General features: G+C 67.1%; 17 protein-coding genes. 8 read left to right on the top strand and 9 right to left on the bottom strand.

Going from position 1 to position 20,721, the window contains the following annotated elements:
• Nucleotide 1: 1 nt before the first annotated feature.
• Together AC20117_RS04655 and AC20117_RS04650 are read right to left on the bottom strand one after the other, a co-directional pair.
• A complete protein-coding gene (locus AC20117_RS04655; RefSeq protein WP_074700777.1) occupies nucleotides 2–1,006 on the bottom strand; it encodes an aldo/keto reductase family protein in 1,005 nt (334 codons plus the stop codon).
• Between the two features lie 41 nt (nucleotides 1,007–1,047).
• The gene (locus AC20117_RS04650) at nucleotides 1,048–1,632 is read right to left on the bottom strand and encodes a TetR/AcrR family transcriptional regulator (protein WP_074700778.1); all 585 of its coding nucleotides are present in this window, start codon (nucleotides 1,630–1,632) and stop codon (nucleotides 1,048–1,050) included.
• A gap of 98 nt (nucleotides 1,633–1,730) precedes the next feature.
• Between AC20117_RS04650 and AC20117_RS04645 the strand changes: the two genes are divergently transcribed.
• The 4 genes from AC20117_RS04645 (at nucleotide 1,731) to AC20117_RS04630 (ending at nucleotide 8,396) form a co-directional block, all read left to right on the top strand.
• On the top strand, nucleotides 1,731–2,279 hold the full coding sequence (locus AC20117_RS04645; RefSeq protein WP_074700779.1) for a DoxX family protein: 549 nt from the start codon (nucleotides 1,731–1,733) through the stop codon (nucleotides 2,277–2,279).
• A 210-nt stretch (nucleotides 2,280–2,489) separates the two neighbouring features.
• Nucleotides 2,490–2,966 carry a hypothetical protein gene (locus tag AC20117_RS04640; RefSeq protein ID WP_074700780.1) on the top strand — a complete coding sequence of 159 codons (477 nt, stop codon included), beginning with the start codon at nucleotides 2,490–2,492 and terminating at the stop codon, nucleotides 2,964–2,966.
• Nucleotides 2,966–4,777, top strand: coding sequence for a glycoside hydrolase family 15 protein (locus tag AC20117_RS04635; protein WP_074700781.1), 1,812 nt, complete (start codon nucleotides 2,966–2,968; stop codon nucleotides 4,775–4,777). Before AC20117_RS04640 ends, AC20117_RS04635 begins: the two co-directional genes overlap by 1 nt.
• A 100-nt stretch (nucleotides 4,778–4,877) precedes the next feature.
• Nucleotides 4,878–8,396, top strand: a complete 3,519-nt coding sequence (locus tag AC20117_RS04630; protein ID WP_139186785.1) for a chitobiase/beta-hexosaminidase C-terminal domain-containing protein — start codon at nucleotides 4,878–4,880, stop codon at nucleotides 8,394–8,396.
• Nucleotides 8,397–8,512: 116 nt separating this feature from the next.
• Here AC20117_RS04630 and AC20117_RS04625 read toward each other — a convergent pair whose 3' ends face one another.
• Together AC20117_RS04625 and AC20117_RS04620 are read right to left on the bottom strand one after the other, a co-directional pair.
• Nucleotides 8,513–9,175 carry a response regulator gene (locus AC20117_RS04625; protein ID WP_074700783.1) on the bottom strand — a complete coding sequence of 221 codons (663 nt, stop codon included), beginning with the start codon at nucleotides 9,173–9,175 and terminating at the stop codon, nucleotides 8,513–8,515.
• A complete protein-coding gene (locus AC20117_RS04620) occupies nucleotides 9,165–10,997 on the bottom strand; it encodes an ATP-binding protein (protein ID WP_074700784.1) in 1,833 nt (610 codons plus the stop codon). Before AC20117_RS04620 ends, AC20117_RS04625 begins: the two co-directional genes overlap by 11 nt.
• A 191-nt stretch (nucleotides 10,998–11,188) precedes the next feature.
• Between AC20117_RS04620 and AC20117_RS04615 the strand changes: the two genes are divergently transcribed.
• Nucleotides 11,189–12,691, top strand: coding sequence for a CitMHS family transporter (locus tag AC20117_RS04615; RefSeq protein WP_074700785.1), 1,503 nt, complete (start codon nucleotides 11,189–11,191; stop codon nucleotides 12,689–12,691).
• A 94-nt stretch (nucleotides 12,692–12,785) separates the two neighbouring features.
• On the opposite strand, the gene AC20117_RS04610 is transcribed toward AC20117_RS04615, so the two are convergent.
• A complete protein-coding gene (locus tag AC20117_RS04610; RefSeq protein WP_074700786.1) occupies nucleotides 12,786–13,439 on the bottom strand; it encodes an SAM-dependent methyltransferase in 654 nt (217 codons plus the stop codon).
• A 69-nt stretch (nucleotides 13,440–13,508) separates the two neighbouring features.
• Nucleotides 13,509–14,711 carry an MFS transporter gene (locus tag AC20117_RS04605; protein WP_074700787.1) on the bottom strand — a complete coding sequence of 401 codons (1,203 nt, stop codon included), beginning with the start codon at nucleotides 14,709–14,711 and terminating at the stop codon, nucleotides 13,509–13,511.
• A gap of 131 nt (nucleotides 14,712–14,842) precedes the next feature.
• Between AC20117_RS04605 and AC20117_RS04600 the strand changes: the two genes are divergently transcribed.
• From AC20117_RS04600 to AC20117_RS04590, 3 genes are all read left to right on the top strand, one after another.
• Entirely contained in the window at nucleotides 14,843–15,208 is a 366-nt protein-coding gene (locus tag AC20117_RS04600) for an ArsR/SmtB family transcription factor (protein WP_074700788.1), read from the top strand.
• Nucleotides 15,205–16,224 carry a cation diffusion facilitator family transporter gene (locus AC20117_RS04595; protein WP_074700789.1) on the top strand — a complete coding sequence of 340 codons (1,020 nt, stop codon included), beginning with the start codon at nucleotides 15,205–15,207 and terminating at the stop codon, nucleotides 16,222–16,224. Before AC20117_RS04600 ends, AC20117_RS04595 begins: the two co-directional genes overlap by 4 nt.
• Before the next feature lie 62 nt (nucleotides 16,225–16,286).
• The gene (locus AC20117_RS04590) at nucleotides 16,287–16,595 is read left to right on the top strand and encodes a hypothetical protein (protein WP_074700790.1); all 309 of its coding nucleotides are present in this window, start codon (nucleotides 16,287–16,289) and stop codon (nucleotides 16,593–16,595) included.
• A gap of 86 nt (nucleotides 16,596–16,681) precedes the next feature.
• Here AC20117_RS04590 and AC20117_RS04585 read toward each other — a convergent pair whose 3' ends face one another.
• Genes AC20117_RS04585 through AC20117_RS04575 form a run of 3 tightly spaced genes read right to left on the bottom strand, consistent with a single transcriptional unit; the run spans nucleotide 16,682 to nucleotide 20,671 of the window.
• Nucleotides 16,682–18,196: an amino acid permease gene (locus tag AC20117_RS04585; RefSeq protein ID WP_083339727.1), complete on the bottom strand. Its 1,515-nt coding sequence runs from the start codon at nucleotides 18,194–18,196 to the stop codon at nucleotides 16,682–16,684.
• A 57-nt stretch (nucleotides 18,197–18,253) separates the two neighbouring features.
• On the bottom strand, nucleotides 18,254–19,657 hold the full coding sequence (locus AC20117_RS04580; RefSeq protein WP_074700791.1) for an aspartate ammonia-lyase: 1,404 nt from the start codon (nucleotides 19,655–19,657) through the stop codon (nucleotides 18,254–18,256).
• Nucleotides 19,658–19,672: 15 nt separating this feature from the next.
• Complete coding sequence (locus AC20117_RS04575) at nucleotides 19,673–20,671, bottom strand: asparaginase (protein WP_074703217.1); 999 nt, start codon at nucleotides 20,669–20,671, stop codon at nucleotides 19,673–19,675.
• Nucleotides 20,672–20,721: the final 50 nt, after the last annotated feature.

The raw sequence follows: 20,721 nt of genomic DNA, 5'->3' as shown, positions 1-20,721 counted from the left end.
GTCAGGCCAGCCGCTCCTTTGGAGCCCGGGTTTTGGCCGGGTCCCGCTCAGCGAGGCCGCCGACGACGTCGTCGATCTTTCCCATCACGGCCTCGTCCAGCCGCACGCCCGCAGCGGCGACATTGGCGACCACCTGCTCCGGCCGGGACGCCCCGATGATTGCGGAGGCGACGTTCGGATTCTGCAGGACCCAGGCGATGGCCAGCTGGGCCATGGTCAGGCCCGCTTCCTCGGCCAGCGGCGCCAATTGCTGGACGCCTTCGAGCACGTCGTCGGACATCCAGCGCTCGATCATCTGCGCGCCGCCCTTCTCGTCCGTGGCGCGGCTGCCGGCGGGCGGTTCGGCGCCCGGCAGATACTTGCCGCTGAGCACGCCCTGGGCCATCGGCGACCAGACGATCTGCGAGATGCCCAGCTCCTCGGAGGCGGGAACGACCTCGCCCTCGATGACCCGCCACAGCATGGAGTACTGCGGCTGGTTGGAGATCAGCTGGATGCCCAGCTCCTTCGCGAGCGCGTGCCCGGCGCGCAGCTGCTCGGCGTCCCACTCGCTGACACCGATATACAATGCCTTGCCCGCGCGGACCACGTCGGCAAAGGCCTGCATGGTCTCCTCGAGCGGGGTTTCGACGTCGTACCGGTGCGCCTGGTAGAGGTCCACGTAGTCGGTCTGCAGCCGGCGCAGGGACCCATCGATTGACTCCATGATGTGCTTGCGCGACAGCCCGGTGTCGTTGTGCCCCTTGGGCCCGGTGGGGAAGTAGACCTTGGTGAAGATCTCCAGCGACTGCCGCCGCTCGCCCTTCAACGCAGCGCCGAGGACTTCCTCCGCGGCGGTGTTGGCGTAGACGTCCGCGGTGTCGAAGGTGGTGATGCCGGCGTCCAACGCCGCCCGCACACACTGGGTTGCCGTGTCGTTTTCCACCTGCGAGCCGTGGGTAAGCCAGTTGCCGTACGTGATCTCCGATATTTTCAGGCCGCTGTTGCCCAGGTATCTGAATTCCATGCTGCCCAGACTAACGCCAAAGTACGACGCCGGGCCGCGTCTCAGGCGTTATCGCCGGCTTTGTGGGGAAAGAGGACGCGCGCCACTCTCCGGGCCGCGTCCTGCGGATCCTCCGGCAGATCGGCAGGCAGGTTTCCGCTGAGCCACAAGGAAGCGAATCCGTGCACCAGCGACCAGGCCGCCAGTGCAGCGTCCCGAGGCGTGGTGCCGCCGTCCTGCACGTACGGCGCGGCACCTTCGTAAAGCATCCGCGATGTCCTGGCCTGGGCCTCGAGCAGTTCCGGATCGTCCGCATGGTAGAGCTCAGGCCGGAACATTACCTCGAAGTGCGCGCGGTGCTCGACGGCGAACCCCACGTAGGCGACGCCAGCAGCCAGATACCCGTCGGGCTGGCCCGCCGCCTTTTGCAGGACGTCGCCGAGCAGGCCAAACCCCTGCACGGCGACGGCGGTCAGGAGGCCCGCTTTGTCGCCGAAATGGTGTGCCGGGGCGGCATGGGAGACGCCGGCGCGCCGGGCCAGATCGCGGAGGCTGACGGCGGCGGGGCTGAACTCGCGGATCACGTCCAGCGCCGCATCAATGATGGCGCGGCGCAGATCTCCGTGGTGGTAGCTCGAGGTTTCCATCCTCTTACATTAGCCGCTATCTAGTCATTGACAAGTTTGATCATCGAGTAATCTAGTCAGTGTCAAGATAGGCACGATGTCCGATGGAAGGACTTCCCATGGCACCCCTCATCACCTTGTTGGCAGTCACACTGCTGCTGCGGCTGGCCGGGACTCTCGGCGTCAAGCCCCTCCGATCCTGGCGGGTGAGCCTGCGGGGCGGGTTGGCCGCCATGCTGGTCCTGACCGGAACGGCCCACTTCAACGGCATTCGCGAGGACCTCATCAACATGGTGCCCCCAGCGCTTCCTTATCCCGGGCTGCTGGTCACGCTGACCGGCGTACTGGAGCTGGCGGCGGCCCTTGGTCTACTGCACCGGTGGACTGCCCCCTGGGCGGGAGCGGGATTGATGGTGCTGCTGGTGGTCATGTTCCCGGCCAACGTGTACGCGGCTGTTGCCGGAATCGACTTCGGCGGGGAACCTGCCACCGAGCTGCTGCCGCGAACGCTGATGCAACTGGTGTTCATTGCCGCTGCTGCCGCAGTGGCCCTGCCTTCATTCAAGGCACTGGGCAACCGATTCAAGGCGCGGCGCAACCGGCGGAAGGCCGCTTCACCCAGCAGCCGGGGCGGACTTCCCGCCCGCGTTCTGGACAACGGGCACTAACCGCTTCCGCGCTGCGGCCTTTGCGGCGGGACTTCCTGAATGGAGGTTCCGCCGTTGACCGTTGCCGGGACCGGCCGGTGGCCATAGTCTTTCCACAAGCCTCGCCGCGCATACTTCCACCCAGATCCTCTTCGGTGAATGCCGGCGGGGAAACAGGCGTGTCGGCAGGACGCCGCCGGGCAACCGGCGGCGTCGGGAGGCGGAGACGGGATGGACTGGGCAGGCTGGGCGGTGTTCGGACTGCTCGCAACGGGTGCACTCACCATGGTCATGATCGCGGCGCAGATGGCCGGCCTGACCCGGCTCGACCTGCCCCTGGTGCTGGGGACGCTGGTCACCCCGGATCCGGACCACGCGCGGGTGGCAGGCTTCTTCATCCATCTCGCGGCCGGCCAGATCTTCGCGTTGGGCTACGCGGCCACGTTCGCGCTGCTGGGCCAGGCGACCTGGTGGCTCGGGGGACTGCTGGGCCTGCTGCATGTAGCGGTCGCCCTGACAATAGTGCTGCCGCTGCTGCCCGGCGTCCACCCGCGGATGGCCTCGCACCGGGCAGGACCGTCGAGCCGCGCCGCGCTGGAGCCGCCGGGCCTGCTGGCGTTGAACTACGGCATCCAGACCCCGGCCGTGGCGGTGGCCGCGCACCTGGTCTACGGCGTCATGCTCGGGCTGCTCTTCCAGGTCCGCTGATGGAGGCGGCACAGCGGAGCACAGAGAACACCCGGCAACCGGACATCGGAGACTACGGGCTGATCGGCGATACCCGGACCGCCGCGCTCGTGTCCGGCACCGGCGCGATCGACTGGATGTGCGTTCCAAGTTTCGACGGCGAACCCGTCTTCGGGCGGCTGGTTGGCGGGTCCGAAGCAGGAACTTTCCGGCTGGGCCCGGCAACGCCGGCTGCCCCCACCCAGCGCCGCTACCGGCCGGAGACGGCGACGCTGGAAACAACCTGGACCGTCGGCGAGGGCACGCTGGTCCTCACCGATGCCATGGTGGCCGAAGTGCGCGGACAGTTGCTGCCCGCCACGCTACTGGTGCGGCGGCTGATGGCTGTGGGCCAGCCGGTGCAAGCCGTGGTGGAGTTTGATCCGCGCCTCGGCGAACGGCATGTCCGGCCGCGCGTCCGTTCCGGCCCGAGCCTGGTCTGCGAGTGGGGCCAGCTGGCGCTGAGTCTGGGCAGCGATCCGGAACTATCGTTCGAAACCGGCACCCCGGCGTCGTTCTTAGTAACCCCGGGCCACCCGGTCACTCTGGTGCTGGCCGTGGCGTACGGGGAACCACTGGTGCACGTCGAACCGGATGCGGCAGTGGAGTTGCTGGCGGCGGACGAGGAGCTGTGGCGGGCGTGGGCAGCGGAGATCGACGGCGGAACACCCTACCGAGGCGCGGTGGTGCGCAGTCTGCTGACGCTGCGGCTGCTGACCTATTCGCCCTCCGGCGCTCCCGTGGCCGCCCCGACAACTTCCCTGCCCGAGTTTCCGGGCGGGATCCGCAACTGGGACTACCGCTACGCCTGGCCCCGGGATGCCAGCATCGGGGTCGGTGCGTTTCTGGGCGTCGGCAAGGCCGGCGAAGCCCGCAGCTTCCTGCGCTGGCTGCTGCATGCCAGCCGTCTGGAACGGCCGCGGCTGCCCGCGATGCTCACGCTGACCGGTAGGCATGTCCCACCGGAACGCACCTTGGCGGGATGGCCGGGTTACGCCGATAGCACGCCGGTCCGCGTGGGCAACGGCGCCGCCACACAGCATCAGCTCGACGGTTACGGCTGGGTCCTCGATGGGGCGTGGGTGCTGGTGGAAGCAGGGCACAAGCTCTACTCGGAGACCTGGCGCGCCATGCGCGGATTCGCCGATCTGGTGGCCCGCCGGTGGCAGGAACCCGATGCGGGCATCTGGGAGATCCGCGACGATGCCGCGCACCACGTGCACTCCAAGATGATGGGCTGGCTCGCCCTCGACCGCGCGCTGAATATCGGGCGGACCCACCGCGTTTCGCAGCGGCAGCAGCAACGGTGGCAGGTAGCGCGGGACGCGCTTGCCGCCGAGATCAGGCTCAGGGGTTTCGACCCGGAGGGGAACACGTATACCCGCAGCTACGGATCCACCGACCTCGACGCGGCCGTGCTGATCCTGCCGCTGCTGGGCATCGAGGAACCGGGCTCGGAGCGGACCCGCGGAACCGTGGACGCCATCCGCAGCAAGCTGTCCGCCGGCGGGCCGCTGCTTTACCGCTACCCGCCCGGGCGTGACGGCCTGCCCGGGACGGAGGGCGCCTTCCTGCCCTGCTCCTTCTGGCTGGTCCAGGCGCTTGCCGAAACGGGCCGCCGTGCCGAAGCTGCACAGCTATTCGAAGAAATGCTCGGGCTGGCGAACGACCTGGGCCTCTTCGCCGAGGAGATGGATCCGCAAACCCACGCCCAGCTGGGGAACTTCCCGCAGGCGCTGACCCATGCGGCGCTGGTCCAGGCCGCCCTGGCCTTACGTGAGTCCGAAGGTTAACCGTTCATAGGTTTTTCCCAACGCCCAATCAGGAAGCTGGTTGCGGGGCACGCACTGATATCGCGCCTTGGACGAGGAAACTGTGCACGAGGGGGAACTCATGACATCCGATCCTGAAATCAAGCTGAGGCCGCCAAACGGCCGAAGGTCACAACGACGGCGGGCGGTGGGAGTTGCGGCGGCCGGCGCCGTCCTGCTCTCGGGCCTGTCCGTTCTGCCGCCGGCAACCGCGGCCGCGCTGCCGGCCGGCGGCGCGGGGCTGTCGCAGTCCGCGCTCGCGGGCATGCTGCCGGCAGCTTTGCCTAAAGGCCCGGCGGGGGTGGGTCCAATCAACCCGGACAATGGCTATCCGTACTGGTATGGCGACAGCGGAGACGCGGCCAAGGGGTTGGCCCCGATACGGCTGGAACTGTGCGTGGACGCCGCGGCCTGCCCGGTCATTGGCGTCGACTACGACCCGACCCAGCCGCTGACCGTTCCGGGGAACTTCCCGGAAGAGTCCTTCTGGTGGTCTGCCGAGACGGAGGTGACCATGCCCGATGGGGCCGAAGCCCTGCTGGTCATGGCACAGGAGGCAGCATTCAGCGGTGCCGGCGAGGTGGCCGACGGCCAACAGAACGCATTTGCCCGGCTGCGCATCCGGCTCGATGACGGCGTACCCGGCCAGCAGTACACCTTCACCCATCCCTACGGTGTGGACGTGCTGACCGCCGATGACCGCGGCCGGATCCGCTTTACCGAGGACATCGGCTGCATGCAGCAACCGTGTTCTTGGGATGAGCCATCGGAAGGCCGCATCGGTCCGTTCCTGCGTTGGACTGAAGAGGCGCCGGACGGCTTCATCGGGGACCCGAACATCCAACACGAGGTTGTTGGCAGCCCTCACGACACTAACTTCTTCCGGGTTTCAGGGCCTGCGGGCCCTGACGTCCAGACGGCTGAGACGAACCTCTTCGCCGTCCAGGGCAAGATCGCGACGATCGAAGCCGGCGTGGACAAGCCGGGCGGCCTTTACCACTCGGCCCAGACCGTGAAGATCCATTCGTCCTTCCCGGAAGGGAAGATCATCTACACCGTGGATGGGACGGATCCCGTCGTCAATGAGGACGGCACAGTCACCGGCATCGAGTACGTGCCGACTGCCGGCGCCGCTGTCTCGGAAGTAGCGGTGGATCTGGCTACTCCAGGCACCAACACGCTGAAGTACATTTCGATCGACCCGGCAACCGATGAGACCACCGAGATCTACACCGAAGTGTACGAGCTGGACGCCGCCCGGCCGTGGCTGGAGGCAACACCTGATACAGCCAGCCCGCTGGCCGGACCGCAGCTGGTGACGTTGAGCGGAAATACCAACAATCCCGCTGTCGCGCCGGAGATCTACTACACCACGGACGGCTCCACGCCGTCGTTCTCTGCAGACGGGGAGCCGCTCGGCAACACCTGGGAATACACGGAACCGATGCAGATCGGGACTTCCGTCAACCTCCGCGCCGTTGCCGTGGACCCTGCTACGGGGACCGCCGGCGAAATCCGGTCCTTCCCGTTCAAGGTCCACAACCTGCAGGAAGTTGGCCCGACGAGCGAAGAGCATGGGTTCCCTGAATGGCTGCGGGACAACGGCTGGGAAGGCCAGGAACCGGTCCAGCTGGACCTGTGCCTGGAAGATCCGCTGTGTCCGGTAGTCGAAGAGCGGCCTGACCCGGAGTCACCGACCTCCTTCCCGGATAACTTCCCGGGCGAGGCCTTCTGGTTCGCCTCGGAGTCCGTGGTCGATGTCGGTGGCGAGGAGGTCCAGTTGACGCTGGCATCGGAAGCAGCCTTCGGAGCTGACATGGTGCGGGACGGGGACCAGGTGGCCTTCGGCCGGATCAGGGTCCGCGGTGACGGGGTCTTCGAGCCGGGTGCCACCTACAAATTCACGCATCCGTACGGAGTGCTGGAACTCGCGGCAGACGTCGATGGCAACATCAACTACACCGAAGACCTCGGCGCGCTGAACGGCACGGGCGAATTCTCGCATCTGCTGGAGGCCAAGATCGGGCCGTTCCTGCGGTGGGATGAGGGCGCTCCGACAGGCTACCTCGGCGACGGTAACACGCCGCACGCCGTCGTTGGCAGCCCGTACGATACGAACTTCTTCAAGGTTGAGCAGGTGACCGAGGCCGACGGCGAAGAGTTGTCGGACCCGGACGTCCTGGGCCAGACCGACGAGTTCGTAGTCCAGGGCAAGATGACGAACGCAACTCCACCGGAGGCGCCGACGGCAACCGCCGCAACGGCCGGAGGACTGTTCGCCGCCGACCAGCTGGTGGCACTGACGTCAACCCCGGACACCGCGCAGATCTTCTTCACCACTGACGGCACGGAGCCGACCGAGGACAGCACCTTGTACACGGAGCCGATCGCCATCACGAACGAGGGAATCACCACACTGAAGTTCCTCGCGATCAACTTCGGCATTCCGTCCGAGGTCGTGACGGAAACCTTCACGCTGGACAAGACGGCACCGGCACTCACCGGCACCCCGGAGGGCGAGATGGCTGCGGGCACCGCGGTTACCTTGGCCGCGGATGGGAATGCGGCCATCTACTACACCCTCGATGGAACTGAGCCGAGCAACGCCAGCACGCTATATGCGGCACCGGTGCAGCTCTCTGCAGGCCAGACGTTGCGGGCCGTAGCGATCGATGAAGCCGGCAACACCAGCGCGATTGGCACCTGGACCACTGCTGCAGCTGAGGAGAACCCAGGTGAAGGCGAGGAGAACCCAGGCGATGGCGAGGAGATCCCGGGTGAAGGCGAGGAGGAGCCGGGCGAAACCCCTGGTGAGACCCCAGGTGAGGAGCCCGCTGCGGCGGAGTCGAGCAACGATTTCACCTCTGACGGCAAGGCCGATCTGATCACCACGGACCGCACCGGCAAGCTCTGGCTCTACGTGGGCAAGAACAACGGCGGCTACGAACCACGGAAGCAGATCGGATGGGGCTGGACCAGCATGACCAGCCTGATCAGCACCGGCGATACCGATGGTGACGGCAAGGCTGACCTGGTGGCCCGCGATACGGCCGGCAAGCTGTGGCACTATGCCGGCAAGGGAACCGGCTGGTTCGAAGCGAAGAAGCAGATCGGCTGGGGCTGGAACATCATGACCAGCATCGTCGGATCCGGCGACTTCAACGGCGACGACAAGAACGATCTGGTTGCCCGCGACAAGGCAGGCGATCTGTGGCTCTACGCCGGTCACGGCAACGGCTGGTACGCCCCCAAGCAGAAGATCGGCTGGGGCTGGAACAGCATGACCATGATCGTCGGGCCGGGCGACTTCAACGGCGACGGCGAGGCTGACCTGGTGACCCGGGACCGTGCAGGCGACCTGTTCCTCTACGCAGGCGACGGAAACAGCAGCTACGCGCCGAAGCGGAAGATCGGCTGGGGAGGCTGGAACAGCATGACCATGATCGTCGGACCCGGCGACATGAGCGGCGACGGCAAGGCCGACCTGGTGACCCGCGACCGTGCCGGCAACCTTTACCTCTACGTCGGCGACGGAAAGGGCCGCATGGCACCGAAGCAGAAGATCGGCTGGGGCTGGAACATGATGAACAACATCCTCTGATCCAGATCTGACCAAACAAAACAGCGAGGCCTCCTGCCACTACCGGCAGGGGGCCTCGCTGTTTGCCGGGAACCGAATGGGCCCGCGAACGATAATGCACCAGTCGGCGGTTCGGGTCAGGGTCCCACCGGGCCGTAGCGGTGCTCGGGCCGTCCGGTGCTGCCGTAGCGAAGGTGGATTTCGACGGCGCCGTCGTCGGCCAGCGCGGAAAGGTAGCGTTGGGCGGTAGCACGCGAGATGCCTACCTGCCGTGCCACGTCCGCGGCGGACTTCTGCGTTCCGGGCTCCAGCGCTTCCAGTACCGACGTCTCCGTGGCCGAGCGGGCCCGGCCCGAACCGGGAGCCTCGCCGGGGTGGAGGGCGTGCAGCGCCCGTTCCACCGTGTCCTGGTCCACGGCGCTTTGGTTGGCGAGCAGTCGGCGGTAGCGGGCGTAGGCGCGCAGCTTCCGGGTCAGCTGGTCGGCCGTGAAGGGCTTGATCAGGTAGCCGAGCGCGCCGCGGCGCAGGGCTTTGCGGACCGAGGCGGCATCGGCGGCGGCCGTCAGCATGATGACGTCAACGTCCAGGGTTCGCAGCAGGTCGAGGCCCAGGGCATCGGGCAGGTACACGTCCAGCAGGATGAGGTCCGGTTCCCGGGCGTGCACCACCCGCAGCGCCTGCTCCGCGGTGCCGGCCGGCGGCAGGGCAGCGAAGCCGGGGACGGCCTCGACGTAGCTGGCGTGCAGGCGGCCAACGTGGAAGTCGTCGTCGACAATGAGCACCTGCAGGTCATTCGTCATGCATCTCTCCTGGTTCCTTCGGGGCAACTGTTCCGGGTAGTCTGGCGCAGAAGACCGCGCCGGGGCCGCCGGGCTGGCCGGGTTCCGCCACCCAGACATCGCCGCCGCGGCGGCGGGCCAACTGCCGGCTCAGCGGCAGGCCGAAGCCCTGCCCGTGCACATCCTGCAGGCTGTCTCCGGCCGTCTCGGCGGTGGAGAATCCCTCGGTGAAGATGCGCTCGAAGGCCGCGCCGCCGCCGTCGTTGTTTGACGCGGTTTCCGGTGCCAGCCGCGCCAGACCGTCACCGGAGTCCGCGACCACCAGGTGCAGCACGCCGCCGTCCTCGGTGAGCTCGTCCAGCAGTTCGACCTCGGCCCAGCGCTCGGGGTTGCTGCCGTGCACCGCCGCCCGCACGGCGTTGTCGATCAGGTTGCCGATCACCGTGGTCACGTCCTGCGGGTCGGTGATGCGGCCGCGGATCAGGGTCTCCGGGCCGATCCGCAGCGTGACGCCGCGTTCGGCCGCCTCCACACTCTTGGCCCCGATGAACGCCTGCAGGTACGGATCACGCAATAGCTCGGACTGCTCGGCAGGGTAGTTCAGCGGCCCGGTTTTCATGATCGAGCCCATGTAGTTCTGCGCCGCGGCATAGTCGCCGATGCCCAGCAGGCCCGAGACGGTGTGCAGGCGGTTGGCGAATTCGTGCCGCTGCGCGCGCAGGGCCGTGGTGAGCGCGCCGACGGCGTCGAGTTGGCGGGTGAGGGACTGCAGCTCGGTCCGGTCGCGCAGCATGATCACCCAGCCGAGCTCCGGTGCGGCGGACCCCTGGGCGGCGGCCCCCTCTGCGGCGGCCCACGGGCGGTAGCCGCGGCGGCCCGGTTTGCGGCTGGGCTGCACGGCACGGGCGGTCAGGATCAGCACGCGCGAGCCGACCACCTGTTCCACCGTGGGGGACTGCGGCGTGGCTGCTGCCAACAGTGTGGAGAACGACGGCGGGAGGCTGGCTTTGTCCAGCGGCAAGCCGACGATTTCGGTACCGATATCCAGCCCGAGCAGCCGCTTGGCCTCGCGGTTGAACACCGTGATGCGGCGGTCCGCGGAGACGCCGATGACGCCTTCGTCCACGCCGCGCAGCACTGCTTCCTGGTCCTGCGTCAGTGCGGCGATCTCCTCCGGCTCCAGGCCGAGGGTCAGCCGCTTCAGCCGGCGCCCCAGGATCAGCGAAGCCAGCGTGCCCAGCCCCAGCGCCCCGGCAGCGGTGAGGGCGATGGGCAGGATGCTGCCGCCCAGGCCTTCGAGAATGTCCTTGCTGGAGAAGCCCACGCTGACCTCGCCGACCACCCGGCCGGAATCCGGCGCGTAGACCGGCACCTTGGCCCGGGCGGAATGGCCCAGCGTGCCCTGCTCCTGCACCGTGACTTCGCGCCCGCTCAGCGCTTCGCTCGGATCGGTGCTGACCCGCTGCCCCAGCAGATCCGGATCCGGGTGCGAGAGCCGCAACCCGGCGTCGTCGGTAATCACCACGAACAGGGCGCCGGTGCGCAGCCGCACGTCCTCGGCCAGCGGCTGCAGTTCTCCCTCGGCCAGCACCTCGGCGGCGAGTTCTTCCGGGCCGGCATCGGCCAGGGCAAAAACGCCCGCGCGCACATCACTGGATGCAGCCACTGTGCGCGCGACGGCCAGCGCCTGGTCTTCGGCTTCGTCGCCGAGCCGCTCATACGTCAGCCAGCCGTAGACCACGGCAGAGAGCAGCACCACCAGCGCCACCACGCCCAGCTGCATCAGCAGCATGCGGGCCGAAAAGCCCGGCCGCAGGGTGCGGGTGGGGGAGGATTCCATCATTCCTCCTGGGATCCGGCGGATACAGCGCCCGCGGATCCGGCAGATCGGCGGGCCCGTGAGCTAAATGAGCAAAACGTGCGCAATAAGCAGTATGCACCTCAAGTGAACTAAAGCGCCATCCGTGATCGGGCCCACCCTACAGTTTGTAAGGCCGGTCACACGCACCCGGCCTGCTGTTTTAAGGAGTTGTTGTGCTGGTATTCCTCGGATTCGCGATGATCGCGGTCTTTATGGCACTGATCATGACCAAGAAGCTGACACCGGTGTTGGCGCTCATCCTGGTCCCCACCATCTTCGGCCTCTTCGCCGGCGCCGGCCTCGGCCTCGGCGAGATGGTCCTGGAATCGATGAAGTCCCTGACTTCCACGGCCGCGCTGCTGATGTTCGCCATCATCTTCTTCGGCCTGATGATCGACGTCGGGCTGTTCGACCCGTTGGTGCGCTTCATCCTGCGCACGCTGGGCAACGACCCGGCCAAGGTGGTCCTGGGCACGGCCGTGCTGGCCGCCGTCGTATCGCTGGACGGCGACGGTTCCACCACCTTCATCCTCACCACCGCGGCGATGCTGCCGATCTACCTGCGCCTGGGCCTGAGCCCGGTGGTCCTCACCTGTGTGGCCGGCCTGGCCAACGGCACCATGAACATTGTCCCCTGGGGCGGTCCCACGGCACGCGCCGCCGCCGCCCTGGACGTCTCGCCCACCGACGTCTTCGTCCCCATGATCCCGTCCCTGATCGCCGGCATCCTGGTGGTCATGGTCTTCGCCTGGACCCTCGGCCTGCACGAGCGCAAGCGCCTGGCCAACGCCAAGCCGGAGTTCTGGAACGCCGGCGGCAACGCCAAGGGCAGTGCAAACAACGACGGCGGCGCTCCGGCCGGTTCTGCAGGCGGCGGTTCCGCTTCGGCCGGCACGGGTGCCGGCAACGGACGCGGCGGCAACGGCGGCACCGCCGTCGTCGGTTCTTCGACAGGACAGGGCGGCGGTTCCGTTGCCGTGCTGGACGCACCGGAACAGGTAGAGAACGCGGACGCGTCGCTGACCGGTTCCGCACTGGATCCCGACCGAGCCACGCTGCGCCCCAAGCTGTTCTGGTTCAACCTGGCCCTGACCACCGCCGTCATGGTGGTGCTCGTGCTGGACATCGTGCCGCTGGCCTTCGTCTTCATGGTTGGCGCGGCGGTTGCCCTGCTGGTGAACTTCCCCAGGGTCAAGGACCAGGCGACGCAACTGGTGGCCCATGCGCAGAGCGTGCTGGCCGTGGTGTCCATGGTCATGGCCGCCGGCGTGTTGACCGGGGTGCTGAACGGCACCGGCATGGTGGACGCCATGGCTGCCTGGCTGGTCGACATCATCCCCGACTCGATGGGCCCGTTCATGGCCGTGATCACCGGACTGCTCAGCATCCCGATGACCTTCTTCATGAGCAATGACGCGTTCTACTTCGGCGTGCTGCCTGTGCTGAGTGAAACTGCCAGCCACTTCGGTGTCACCCCGGCGGAGATGGCCCGCGCTTCCATCACCGGGCAGCCGGTGCACATGCAGAGCCCGCTGGTTCCCGCGATCCTGCTGCTCGTTTCGCTGGCCAGCGTTGAGCTGGGCGACCACCACAAGAAGGTGCTCTGGCGTGCCGCAGTGGTCTCGCTGGTGATGCTCGCCGTGGGCATCCTGCTCGGCGCCATACCCTGGGGCTAAGCTCCAGCCACTGATGTACGGCACCCGGCCAAGGGTAAGAACCTGGCCGGGTGCCGCCGTCGTTAATCGGTTGTGTATCCGGCGGGAGGGTGTTTTAGCCGGCGCGGCGGGCCAGCAGCACGCTGTCGGTCAGCGTGCCGGTCTGTCCCTCCGGCCCGGTGATATCGCGGACCACCGAGTCGACCGTTTCCAGCGACCAATCCGGGGCGTTGAGTCCGAGTTCCACCGCCAGCTCCGCGGCGGTGGGCAGCGGTTCGTGCGGTTCGGGGTGCTTGGACCAGGACGGGAAGGACTCGTGCCCGACCACCAGCAAAGCGCCGCCGGGCGCCACCGCACGGGCCGCCGCCGCGAGAATGGTGTTGCGCGGCAGCTCGACCGGTGAATGCAGGAACTGCGCCGAAACCAGGTCGTACTGGGTCGCCGGTTCCCAGCTGGACAGGTCTCGCTTCAGCCACTGGATCTTCTCCGCCACGCCGGCGTCCTCGGCGTGCTTCGCCGCCCGCTCGAGCGCCAGCCCGGAGACGTCGATGCCGGTAACCTGCCAGCCCTGAGCCGCCAGCCAAATGGCATCCGCACCTTCTCCGCAGCCCAGTTCCAGGGCACTGCCGGGCTGCAGGTCCGACGCCTCGCGGACCAGCATGGCGTTCGGCTTGCCGCTCCAGATCTGATCCCGTTCGGCGTAAAAGGATTCCCAAAAATCGTCCGGTACTTCCGTCTCGCCATGGTTATGGCCAACATGTTCGCTCATGTCTTCAGACTCTACGCCGGGCCACCGTCAGGGAGAACGCTTCTTGCAGCCAGCGAACGGAGACGCGGCCTACACGCGGGCCGTTTCGCTCGGAGCCGTTCGGCCGTGCACTGTGAAGTAGAGCCCGATGCAGGCGATCATGAGGACACCCGTGGCCACATACATGCCCTGGTAGCCGGCGAGCGGTACCAGCAGGCCCAGCAGCACCGGGCCGAAACCTGTGCCGACGTCGAACATCAGGTAATAGGTGGCGATGGCCGTGCCCAGCCGCCGTGCCGGCACGGCGTTGACCACGATGGCCTGGCTGCACGGGACCAAGGTGCCGAAGCCGAACCCGGACAGGATCCCGGCCGCGGTCACCGTCGCGGGCGAGGAGCCGGCTGCCAGCACGGCCAGCCCGATCGCGAAGATCAGCAGTGCCGGATACATGACAACGTTGTCGCCCCTGCGGTCATGCAGCCGGCCCACGCACAGCCGCGAGACCAGCACCGCGGCGGCGAAGACCAGGAAATACAGGGCGGCGGACGATGGCTCACCGCTTGATGCGGCATACGAGGTCAGGAAGGACAGCACGCCCGAGTAGGCCAGCCCCGCCACCAGCACGATGCTGGCCACCGGCAGGGCCCGCGGTTCGATGACGGCGGCCAGCACGCGGGCCGCTCGTCCCTTCGGTTCCGGTTCTGCATCCATGGCGCCATCGTCGTCGTCGTGCTCCGGCAGGCGCAGGGCAAGGGCGACGGCGAAGGCGGCGGCCGAGCAGCCGGCGCTAAACCAGAACACGGACTGGAAGTCCGCTCCGTCGGCGAGCAGTACGGCAAGGAACGGGCCCAGAGCGGTGGCAATCGTTGTCGAGGAAGCGAAGTAGCCGGTGCCCTCGCTGCGCCGTGCCTGCGGGATCAGCGCCTGCGCCCCGGTAGTCACGGCGGTATGCGCCAGTCCGAAGGCGGCGCCGTGGACCAGACGCAGCACGAGCAGCAGCTGGAGCGATCCCGCGGGGATGTACAGTACGGACACGGCGACGAACACCAGCAGTGCCAGCAGCAGGATGCGGCGGCGGCCCACCTTATCGAGCAGCATGCCGGCGAAGAACCGCGACACGAGGGCCCCGACGATGAACGCGCTCGAGGCGAAGCCGGCCGCGCTGTCCGCCGCCTGGAACCGTTCCAGCGCGTACAGCGCCATCGAGGTCATCAGCAGGTAGAAGACCATGTAGATGAACAGGTTGGTGCCGATGGCCAGCACGAAATTCCTGGTCCACAGTTTCTCGCGCAAAGGCCCTCCCGCAGATTCCGGCCGGCATCCCGGCCGGTCGCCGGCCGCACCTTTCGATTATGCCCCCTGAGGAATGACTGCCGGCATGAAAGGGCGTTGCTGTCACTTCGGTTCTATGCAATTATCTGCGTATGAATGAAGATAAGCAGATGTGCGGTCTTGCTGTGGACAGCCAGTATGTTGAGCTGGCTGTGGAGGTGTTCTCCATGCTGGCGGATGCCACACGGGTCCGGATCATTCTTGCCCTGCGCGACAAGGAACTGTCCGTCAATGAACTGGCGGAGACCGTCGGCAAGTCGCCGGCAGCCGTTTCCCAGCATCTGGCAAAACTTCGGATGGCCCGGATCGTGGCTGCCCGCCAGGACGGCACGCGGGTGTTCTACCGCCTCGCGAATGAACACGCCCGGCAGCTCGTCGCCGACGCCATCTTCCAAGCCGAGCATGCCTTGGGCGACGCGCCCCGCCACCACCGGATCAGGCCGGCGGAGGCGTCATGACCCGCACCGTTCGGGGCCATGTTGCCGGCCATCACCATGGACAGGAAGACCAAGGCCATCACCATCCGACCGGTATCCGTGGCTTCTTCCACGACCTTTTTGTGCCGCACAGCCATGACGCGGCCGATTCCATCGACGACGCACTGGAGTCCAGCGCCCGTGGCATCCGGGCGGTCAAGGCCAGCCTGGTGGGACTGGGCGTCACGGCCCTGCTGCAACTGGCCGTCGTCGTCATCAGCGGTTCCGTAGCACTGCTGGCCGACACCATCCATAACTTCTCGGATGCGCTGACCGCCATCCCGTTGTGGATCGCATTCATCCTGGGGCGCCGAAAGGCGACCCGCCGCTATACCTTCGGCTACGGACGGGCCGAGGACCTGGCGGGGCTGTTCATCGTGGCCATGATCGCGCTGTCCGCCCTCGGGGCAGGGTGGCAGTCCGTCGACCGGTTATTGAATCCGCAGCCGCTGCAGAATCTTGGCTGGGTCCTGGCCGCCGGACTGGTCGGTTTCGCAGGCAATGAACTGGTGGCCATGTACCGGATCAAGGTCGGCCGCAACATCGGGTCGGCTGCCCTTGTGGCGGACGGAATCCATGCCAGAACGGACGGCTTCACCTCGCTGGCCGTAGTCCTGGGCGTGATCGGGGTCTGGCTCGGTTTCCCGCTGGCCGATCCGATCGTCGGGCTGATCATCACACTTGCGATCGTCGTCCTGCTTTGGGGCACGGCCCGCGACATCGGCCGCAGGCTGCTCGACGGCATTGATCCGGAGCTCGTGGACCGCGCCGAAAGGATCCTGCTGACGGAGGATGCAGTGCAGAAACTGCCGGACCTGCGCCTGCGCTGGAACGGGCACCGGCTGAACATCAACGCAGCAGTCCAACTGGATGCAGCGATGACGATCGACGGCTACCACCAACTCGAGCGCCGGCTGATAGCCGGACTGCACCAAGGGCTGCCGGGCGTCGATTACATTTCCCTCACTCCTGTCCCGGCGGGACGGGAACACCCCTAAGCTGGGGCCGGCATGCCAGCACTATCGATGTATGAACTGCAGGGAACCGAAAGAGATAGCCAATGAACGAGCACGGCGAGCACGCTATGGACATCATGAAGAAGCATGATCCGCAGAGCTACGCCCAGATCGAGGACCCCGAGAGTTACTTTTCGGCCTTGGGGGAGGATATTCAGCAGCAGATCTGGGACTTGAGCGACCAATTGATCCCGACCCGGGGCGAGGAACCGCCGCTGGAATACGTAGGACTGGTGAACATGGCCAAGTTCCGGGCCAGGGGCCAGGTCTACCAGGAAACGATCTACGCGAGTATTCCGCCGGAACCGGAGGAAATGGAGGAAATGCAGCCCCCGCCCTCCGAAGAGCAGTAGTCAGGACGGTACGGAGAAGGTCCGGCAGCGGTACCCGGGTGGGGGACTTGCTGCCGGACCTTCGGCCTGCGTGTGGGTGCCGGGCGTCAGACGTCGGAGGAGACGGAGTCGGCTTGTGACCGCGCCTCTTCCTCTTCGCGCCGTGCCGCGATGGCGTAGATGTTGTCGCGGCAGCGGTGCCAGCCCAGGATGAGGGCCGGGATGATGATCACCAGCGAGGCCACCGTCCAGGTGCCCACCGGGGAATCGAAGGCCATCAGCACCAGCACTGCGGCGAGGAAGGCCAGTGTCAAGTAGCCGGTGAACGGAGCGCCCGGCAGCCGGAAAGCCGGCCGGGACAGCAAGCCCTTCTTCGCCCAGTGGCCCAGCTTCAGCTGGCACAGGATGATCATGCCCCAGGCACTGATGATGCCGATGGCCGCGGCGTTCAGGACAATCTCGAAGGCCTTCGCCGGCACGATCGCGTTGAGCGCGACGCCGAGCAGTGCGACGGCGGCGGTGAGGGCGATGCCGCCGTACGGGACGCCGGACTTGTTCATCCGGCCGGCGAACTTCGGAGCCGAGCCGGAGACGGACATGGAGCGCATGATGCGGCCGGTGGAGTAGAGACCGGCATTGAGCGAGGAGAGGGCCGCGGTGAGCACCACGAGGTTCATGATGGCGTCGACGCCGGCCACCCCGATGGTGCCGAAGAACGTCACAAACGGGCTTTCACCGGCCTTGTAGGCCGTGTACGGCAGCAGCAGGGAGAGCAGCACGAGCGAGCCGACATAGAACACCGCGATGCGCAGGATTACCGTGTTGATGGCCCGCGGGATGACCTTTTCGGGGTTCTTGGTCTCGCCGGCGGCGGTGCCGATGAGCTCGATCGAGGCGTAGGCGAAGACCACGCCCTGGATGACCACGATGGCCGGCATCAGGCCGTTGGGGAAGATGCCGCCGTTGCCGGAGATCAGGCTGAAGCCGACCTCATGGCCTTCCACCGGAGTGCCGAAGATGACGAAGTAGATGCCCACCAGCAGGAAGGCGACGAGGGAGACGACCTTGATCAGCGCGAACCAGAATTCCAGCTCGCCGAAGACCTTGACGGAGACCAGGTTCAGGCCCAGCACCAGCACCAGCGCGCCGAGCGCGAAGACCCACTGCGGCACGTCGCCGATGGGCGCCCAGTATTTGGCGAAGAAGTTCATGTACAGGGCCACGGCCGTGACGTCGACGATGGCCGTCATGACCCAGTTGAGCCAGTACAGCCAGCCGGTGGCGAAGGCCGCCTTTTCGCCGAAGAATTCGCGGGCGTAGGAGACGAAGGAGCCCGACGACGGCCGGTGCATGATCAGTTCGCCCAGGGCCCGGAGGATCAGGAAGGCGAAGAAGCCGCAGATGGCGTAGATCAGCACCAGGGCGGGACCGGCGTCGGCCAGCCGGCCGCCGGCGCCCATGAACAGGCCGGTGCCGATGGCGCCGCCGATGGCGATCATCTGGATCTGCCGGGGTTTGAGGCCCTTGTGGTAGCCCTGGTCCTCGGCATGCAGCGCGGCGTCGGAGGGGTGGTCGGTGTGAACGGGTTTGGCGTTCTGGAGCCCCTGGGGTGGGGGAGTCATAGTTGTCCTTTGGGTGGGGGACGGGGTTGCTGTTGCGGATACTGCGGGGGAGGGGACTTAGTTGCTGAGGTTGGCGAGCCGCTCCGGTGAGAGCAGCTCGTCGAGTTCGGCGCCGGTGAGCAGCTGGTGCTCGAGGACGAGTTCGGCCACGCCGCGGCCGGTGGCCTGGGCTTCCTGGGCGATGGCGGTGGCTGCGGCGTAGCCGAGCCGCGGGTTCAGGGCCGTGACCAGGCCGATGGACTGCTGTACGGTGAGCCGGAGCCGTTCGGTGTTGGCGGTGATGCCGCGGATGCAGCGCTCGGTGAGGGTCCGGCAGGCTGCCTCGAGGTGGGAGATGCTCTTGTCGAGGCTGTGCACGATGATCGGCTCGAACGCGTTGAGCTGGAGCTGGCCGGATTCGGCGGCCATCGTGATGGTGACGTCATTGCCGACCACCTCGTACGCCACCTGGCTGACCACCTCGGGAATCACCGGGTTGATCTTGCCGGGCATGATGGACGAGCCGGACTGCACGGCCGGCAGATTGATCTCGCCGAACCCGGCGCGCGGGCCGGAAGAGAGCAGCCGCAGGTCGTTGCAGATCTTGGAAAGCTTCACGGCCACCCGCTTGAGGACGCCGGAGAGGTGGACAAAGGCGCCCACGTCCTGGGTGGCTTCGATCAGGTCCACCGAGGTGACCAAGGGCAGGCCGGTCACTTCCGCCAGGTGGCGGCAGGCCGCTTCGCTGTAGCCGGCCGGGGCGTTCAGCCCGGTGCCGATGGCGGTGGCGCCGAGGTTGATCTCGTGGATCAGCAGCGTGGCTTCGGCGAGGCGTTCCCGGTCTTCGCCGACGGTGACCGCGTAGGTGCCGAATTCCTGGCCCAGAGTCATTGGGACGGCATCCTGCAGTTGGGTGCGGCCCATCTTGACTACGGTGCGGAACTCCGCGGCCTTGTCGGCGAAGGCTTCTTCCATGGTGGCCAGCGCGTCCAGCAGGCTGCGCACGCTGTTGATGGTGGCCACCCGGACCGCGGTGGGATACACATCGTTGGTGGACTGGCTCAGGTTTACATGGTCGTTCGGGTGCAGCTGGGAGTAGTCGCCCTTGGCCTGGCCGAGGATCTCCAGCGCGCGGTTGGCGATGACCTCGTTGGCGTTCATGTTTGAGGAGGTGCCGGCACCGCCCTGCACCACGTCGACGACGAACTGCTCGTGCAGCTTGCCGTCGATGATTTCCTGGCAGGCCTGGGCAATGGCGTTGGCGCGGACGCTGTCGAGCAGGCCCAGTTCTTCGTTGGTGCGCGCTGCCGCCAGTTTGACGGCCGCCAGGCCCTTGACCAGGTGGGCGTTGCTTGAGAGCGGCTGGCCGGTTATGGGGAAGTTCTCCAGCGCCCGCAGGGTGTGGACGCCCCAGTAGGCGTCGGCGGGGATGTCCCGGTAGCCCAGCAGATCGTGGTCGGTACGGAATGACGAAGCTGTCACTGTTTTCCTTTTTCCTTAGTTCGAGGTGCTGAAATCGATGGCGCGGAGCTCTCCCACCGGACGTCCGCCGCCCAGGACGGGCGCCGGGGCAAGGGTTTGCAGCAGGCCGGCGTCGAGGCCCACGGAAGCCAGCGCCTGGAGCGTGACCGGCATGCGCGCGCGGTCGCCGCCGTCCGAGATCTTGACCGCGACGGCGCGCCCATCGCGGAGTCCCACCAGCTGCAGGCCCTCGAAACCGTCCTTGGCCAGCAGGCCGGGAACCAGCCGCATCAGCGCCGTGACGTCCCGGCCGGCACCCGCGACCTGTTCCGGGTGCGCCATCATCGCGCTGGCCACAGTGGCCTCGGCCGTACCTGGCGCGGCGGACGCGATCCGGCCGAACGCGCGGGCCATGCCGCGCAGGCTCAGGGCACAGAGCGGCGTGCCGCAACCGTCCGTGCTGGTCAGCGGGGATTCCTCGCCGGTCAGCTCAAGAACGACGGCGGCAATCGCCGTCTGCAGGGGATGTTCCGGATCCAGGTACCCGGCTACCGGCCAGCCGTTGATCACACAGGTAGCCGCCATGGCGGCGTGCTTGCCCGAGCAGTTCTGGGCCAGCTGCGACGCTTCGCCGCCGGCGCGGAGCCAGTCCTGCCGTTCCGCATCGCCGTAGGGCAGATCGGCCGTATTCTCAAGCACCGCTTCGGTGAGGCCGTGCAGTCGTAGAATGCGCATTGCCCCGTCCTGATGCTCGCGGGAACCGGAGTGGCTCGCCGCGGCCAGTGCCAGCAGGTCCGGCGGTAGGTCCAGGCCGGCGCGGACCATGGCCACGGCCTGCAGCGGCTTGAGCGAGGAGCGCGGGTAGAACAGCGCCAAGGGGTCGCCGGCGGAAAGCCGAGTGCCGCCGTCGTAATCCAGGGCGATGACGGAACCGTAGTGGAGGCTTTCCACCAGTCCGCCGCGGGTCTGCTCGGCGAGCGGGACATGGTTTGGCCGGGGCACGGAGCAGGGCTGGCCGGGTTCAACCTGGGACATCAAGGGCAGCATGGCGGCTTTCTGTTGGGAATGCGGTCTAAATAAGCGAG

The organism is Arthrobacter crystallopoietes, assembly GCF_002849715.1.
Classification (GTDB): domain Bacteria; phylum Actinomycetota; class Actinomycetes; order Actinomycetales; family Micrococcaceae; genus Crystallibacter; species Crystallibacter crystallopoietes.
Note: the sequence above shows the minus strand (reverse complement) of the source record. Positions and strands in the feature narration are given on the sequence as shown.

Bases quoted from the DNA above. Each gene is read 5' to 3' on its own strand.
- AC20117_RS04655 (WP_074700777.1), bottom strand. From the start codon at position 1,006: ATGGAATTCAGATACCTGGGCAACAGCGGCCTGAAAATATCGGAGATC.
- AC20117_RS04650 (WP_074700778.1), bottom strand. From the start codon at position 1,632: ATGGAAACCTCGAGCTACCACCACGGAGATCTGCGCCGCGCCATCATT.
- AC20117_RS04645 (WP_074700779.1), top strand. From the start codon at position 1,731: ATGGCACCCCTCATCACCTTGTTGGCAGTCACACTGCTGCTGCGGCTG.
- AC20117_RS04640 (WP_074700780.1), top strand. From the start codon at position 2,490: ATGGACTGGGCAGGCTGGGCGGTGTTCGGACTGCTCGCAACGGGTGCA.
- AC20117_RS04635 (WP_074700781.1), top strand. From the start codon at position 2,966: ATGGAGGCGGCACAGCGGAGCACAGAGAACACCCGGCAACCGGACATC.
- AC20117_RS04630 (WP_139186785.1), top strand. From the start codon at position 4,878: ATGACATCCGATCCTGAAATCAAGCTGAGGCCGCCAAACGGCCGAAGG.
- AC20117_RS04625 (WP_074700783.1), bottom strand. From the start codon at position 9,175: ATGACGAATGACCTGCAGGTGCTCATTGTCGACGACGACTTCCACGTT.
- AC20117_RS04620 (WP_074700784.1), bottom strand. From the start codon at position 10,997: ATGATGGAATCCTCCCCCACCCGCACCCTGCGGCCGGGCTTTTCGGCC.
- AC20117_RS04610 (WP_074700786.1), bottom strand. From the start codon at position 13,439: ATGAGCGAACATGTTGGCCATAACCATGGCGAGACGGAAGTACCGGAC.
- AC20117_RS04600 (WP_074700788.1), top strand. From the start codon at position 14,843: ATGAATGAAGATAAGCAGATGTGCGGTCTTGCTGTGGACAGCCAGTAT.
- AC20117_RS04595 (WP_074700789.1), top strand. From the start codon at position 15,205: ATGACCCGCACCGTTCGGGGCCATGTTGCCGGCCATCACCATGGACAG.
- AC20117_RS04590 (WP_074700790.1), top strand. From the start codon at position 16,287: ATGAACGAGCACGGCGAGCACGCTATGGACATCATGAAGAAGCATGAT.
- AC20117_RS04585 (WP_083339727.1), bottom strand. From the start codon at position 18,196: ATGACTCCCCCACCCCAGGGGCTCCAGAACGCCAAACCCGTTCACACC.
- AC20117_RS04575 (WP_074703217.1), bottom strand. From the start codon at position 20,671: ATGTCCCAGGTTGAACCCGGCCAGCCCTGCTCCGTGCCCCGGCCAAAC.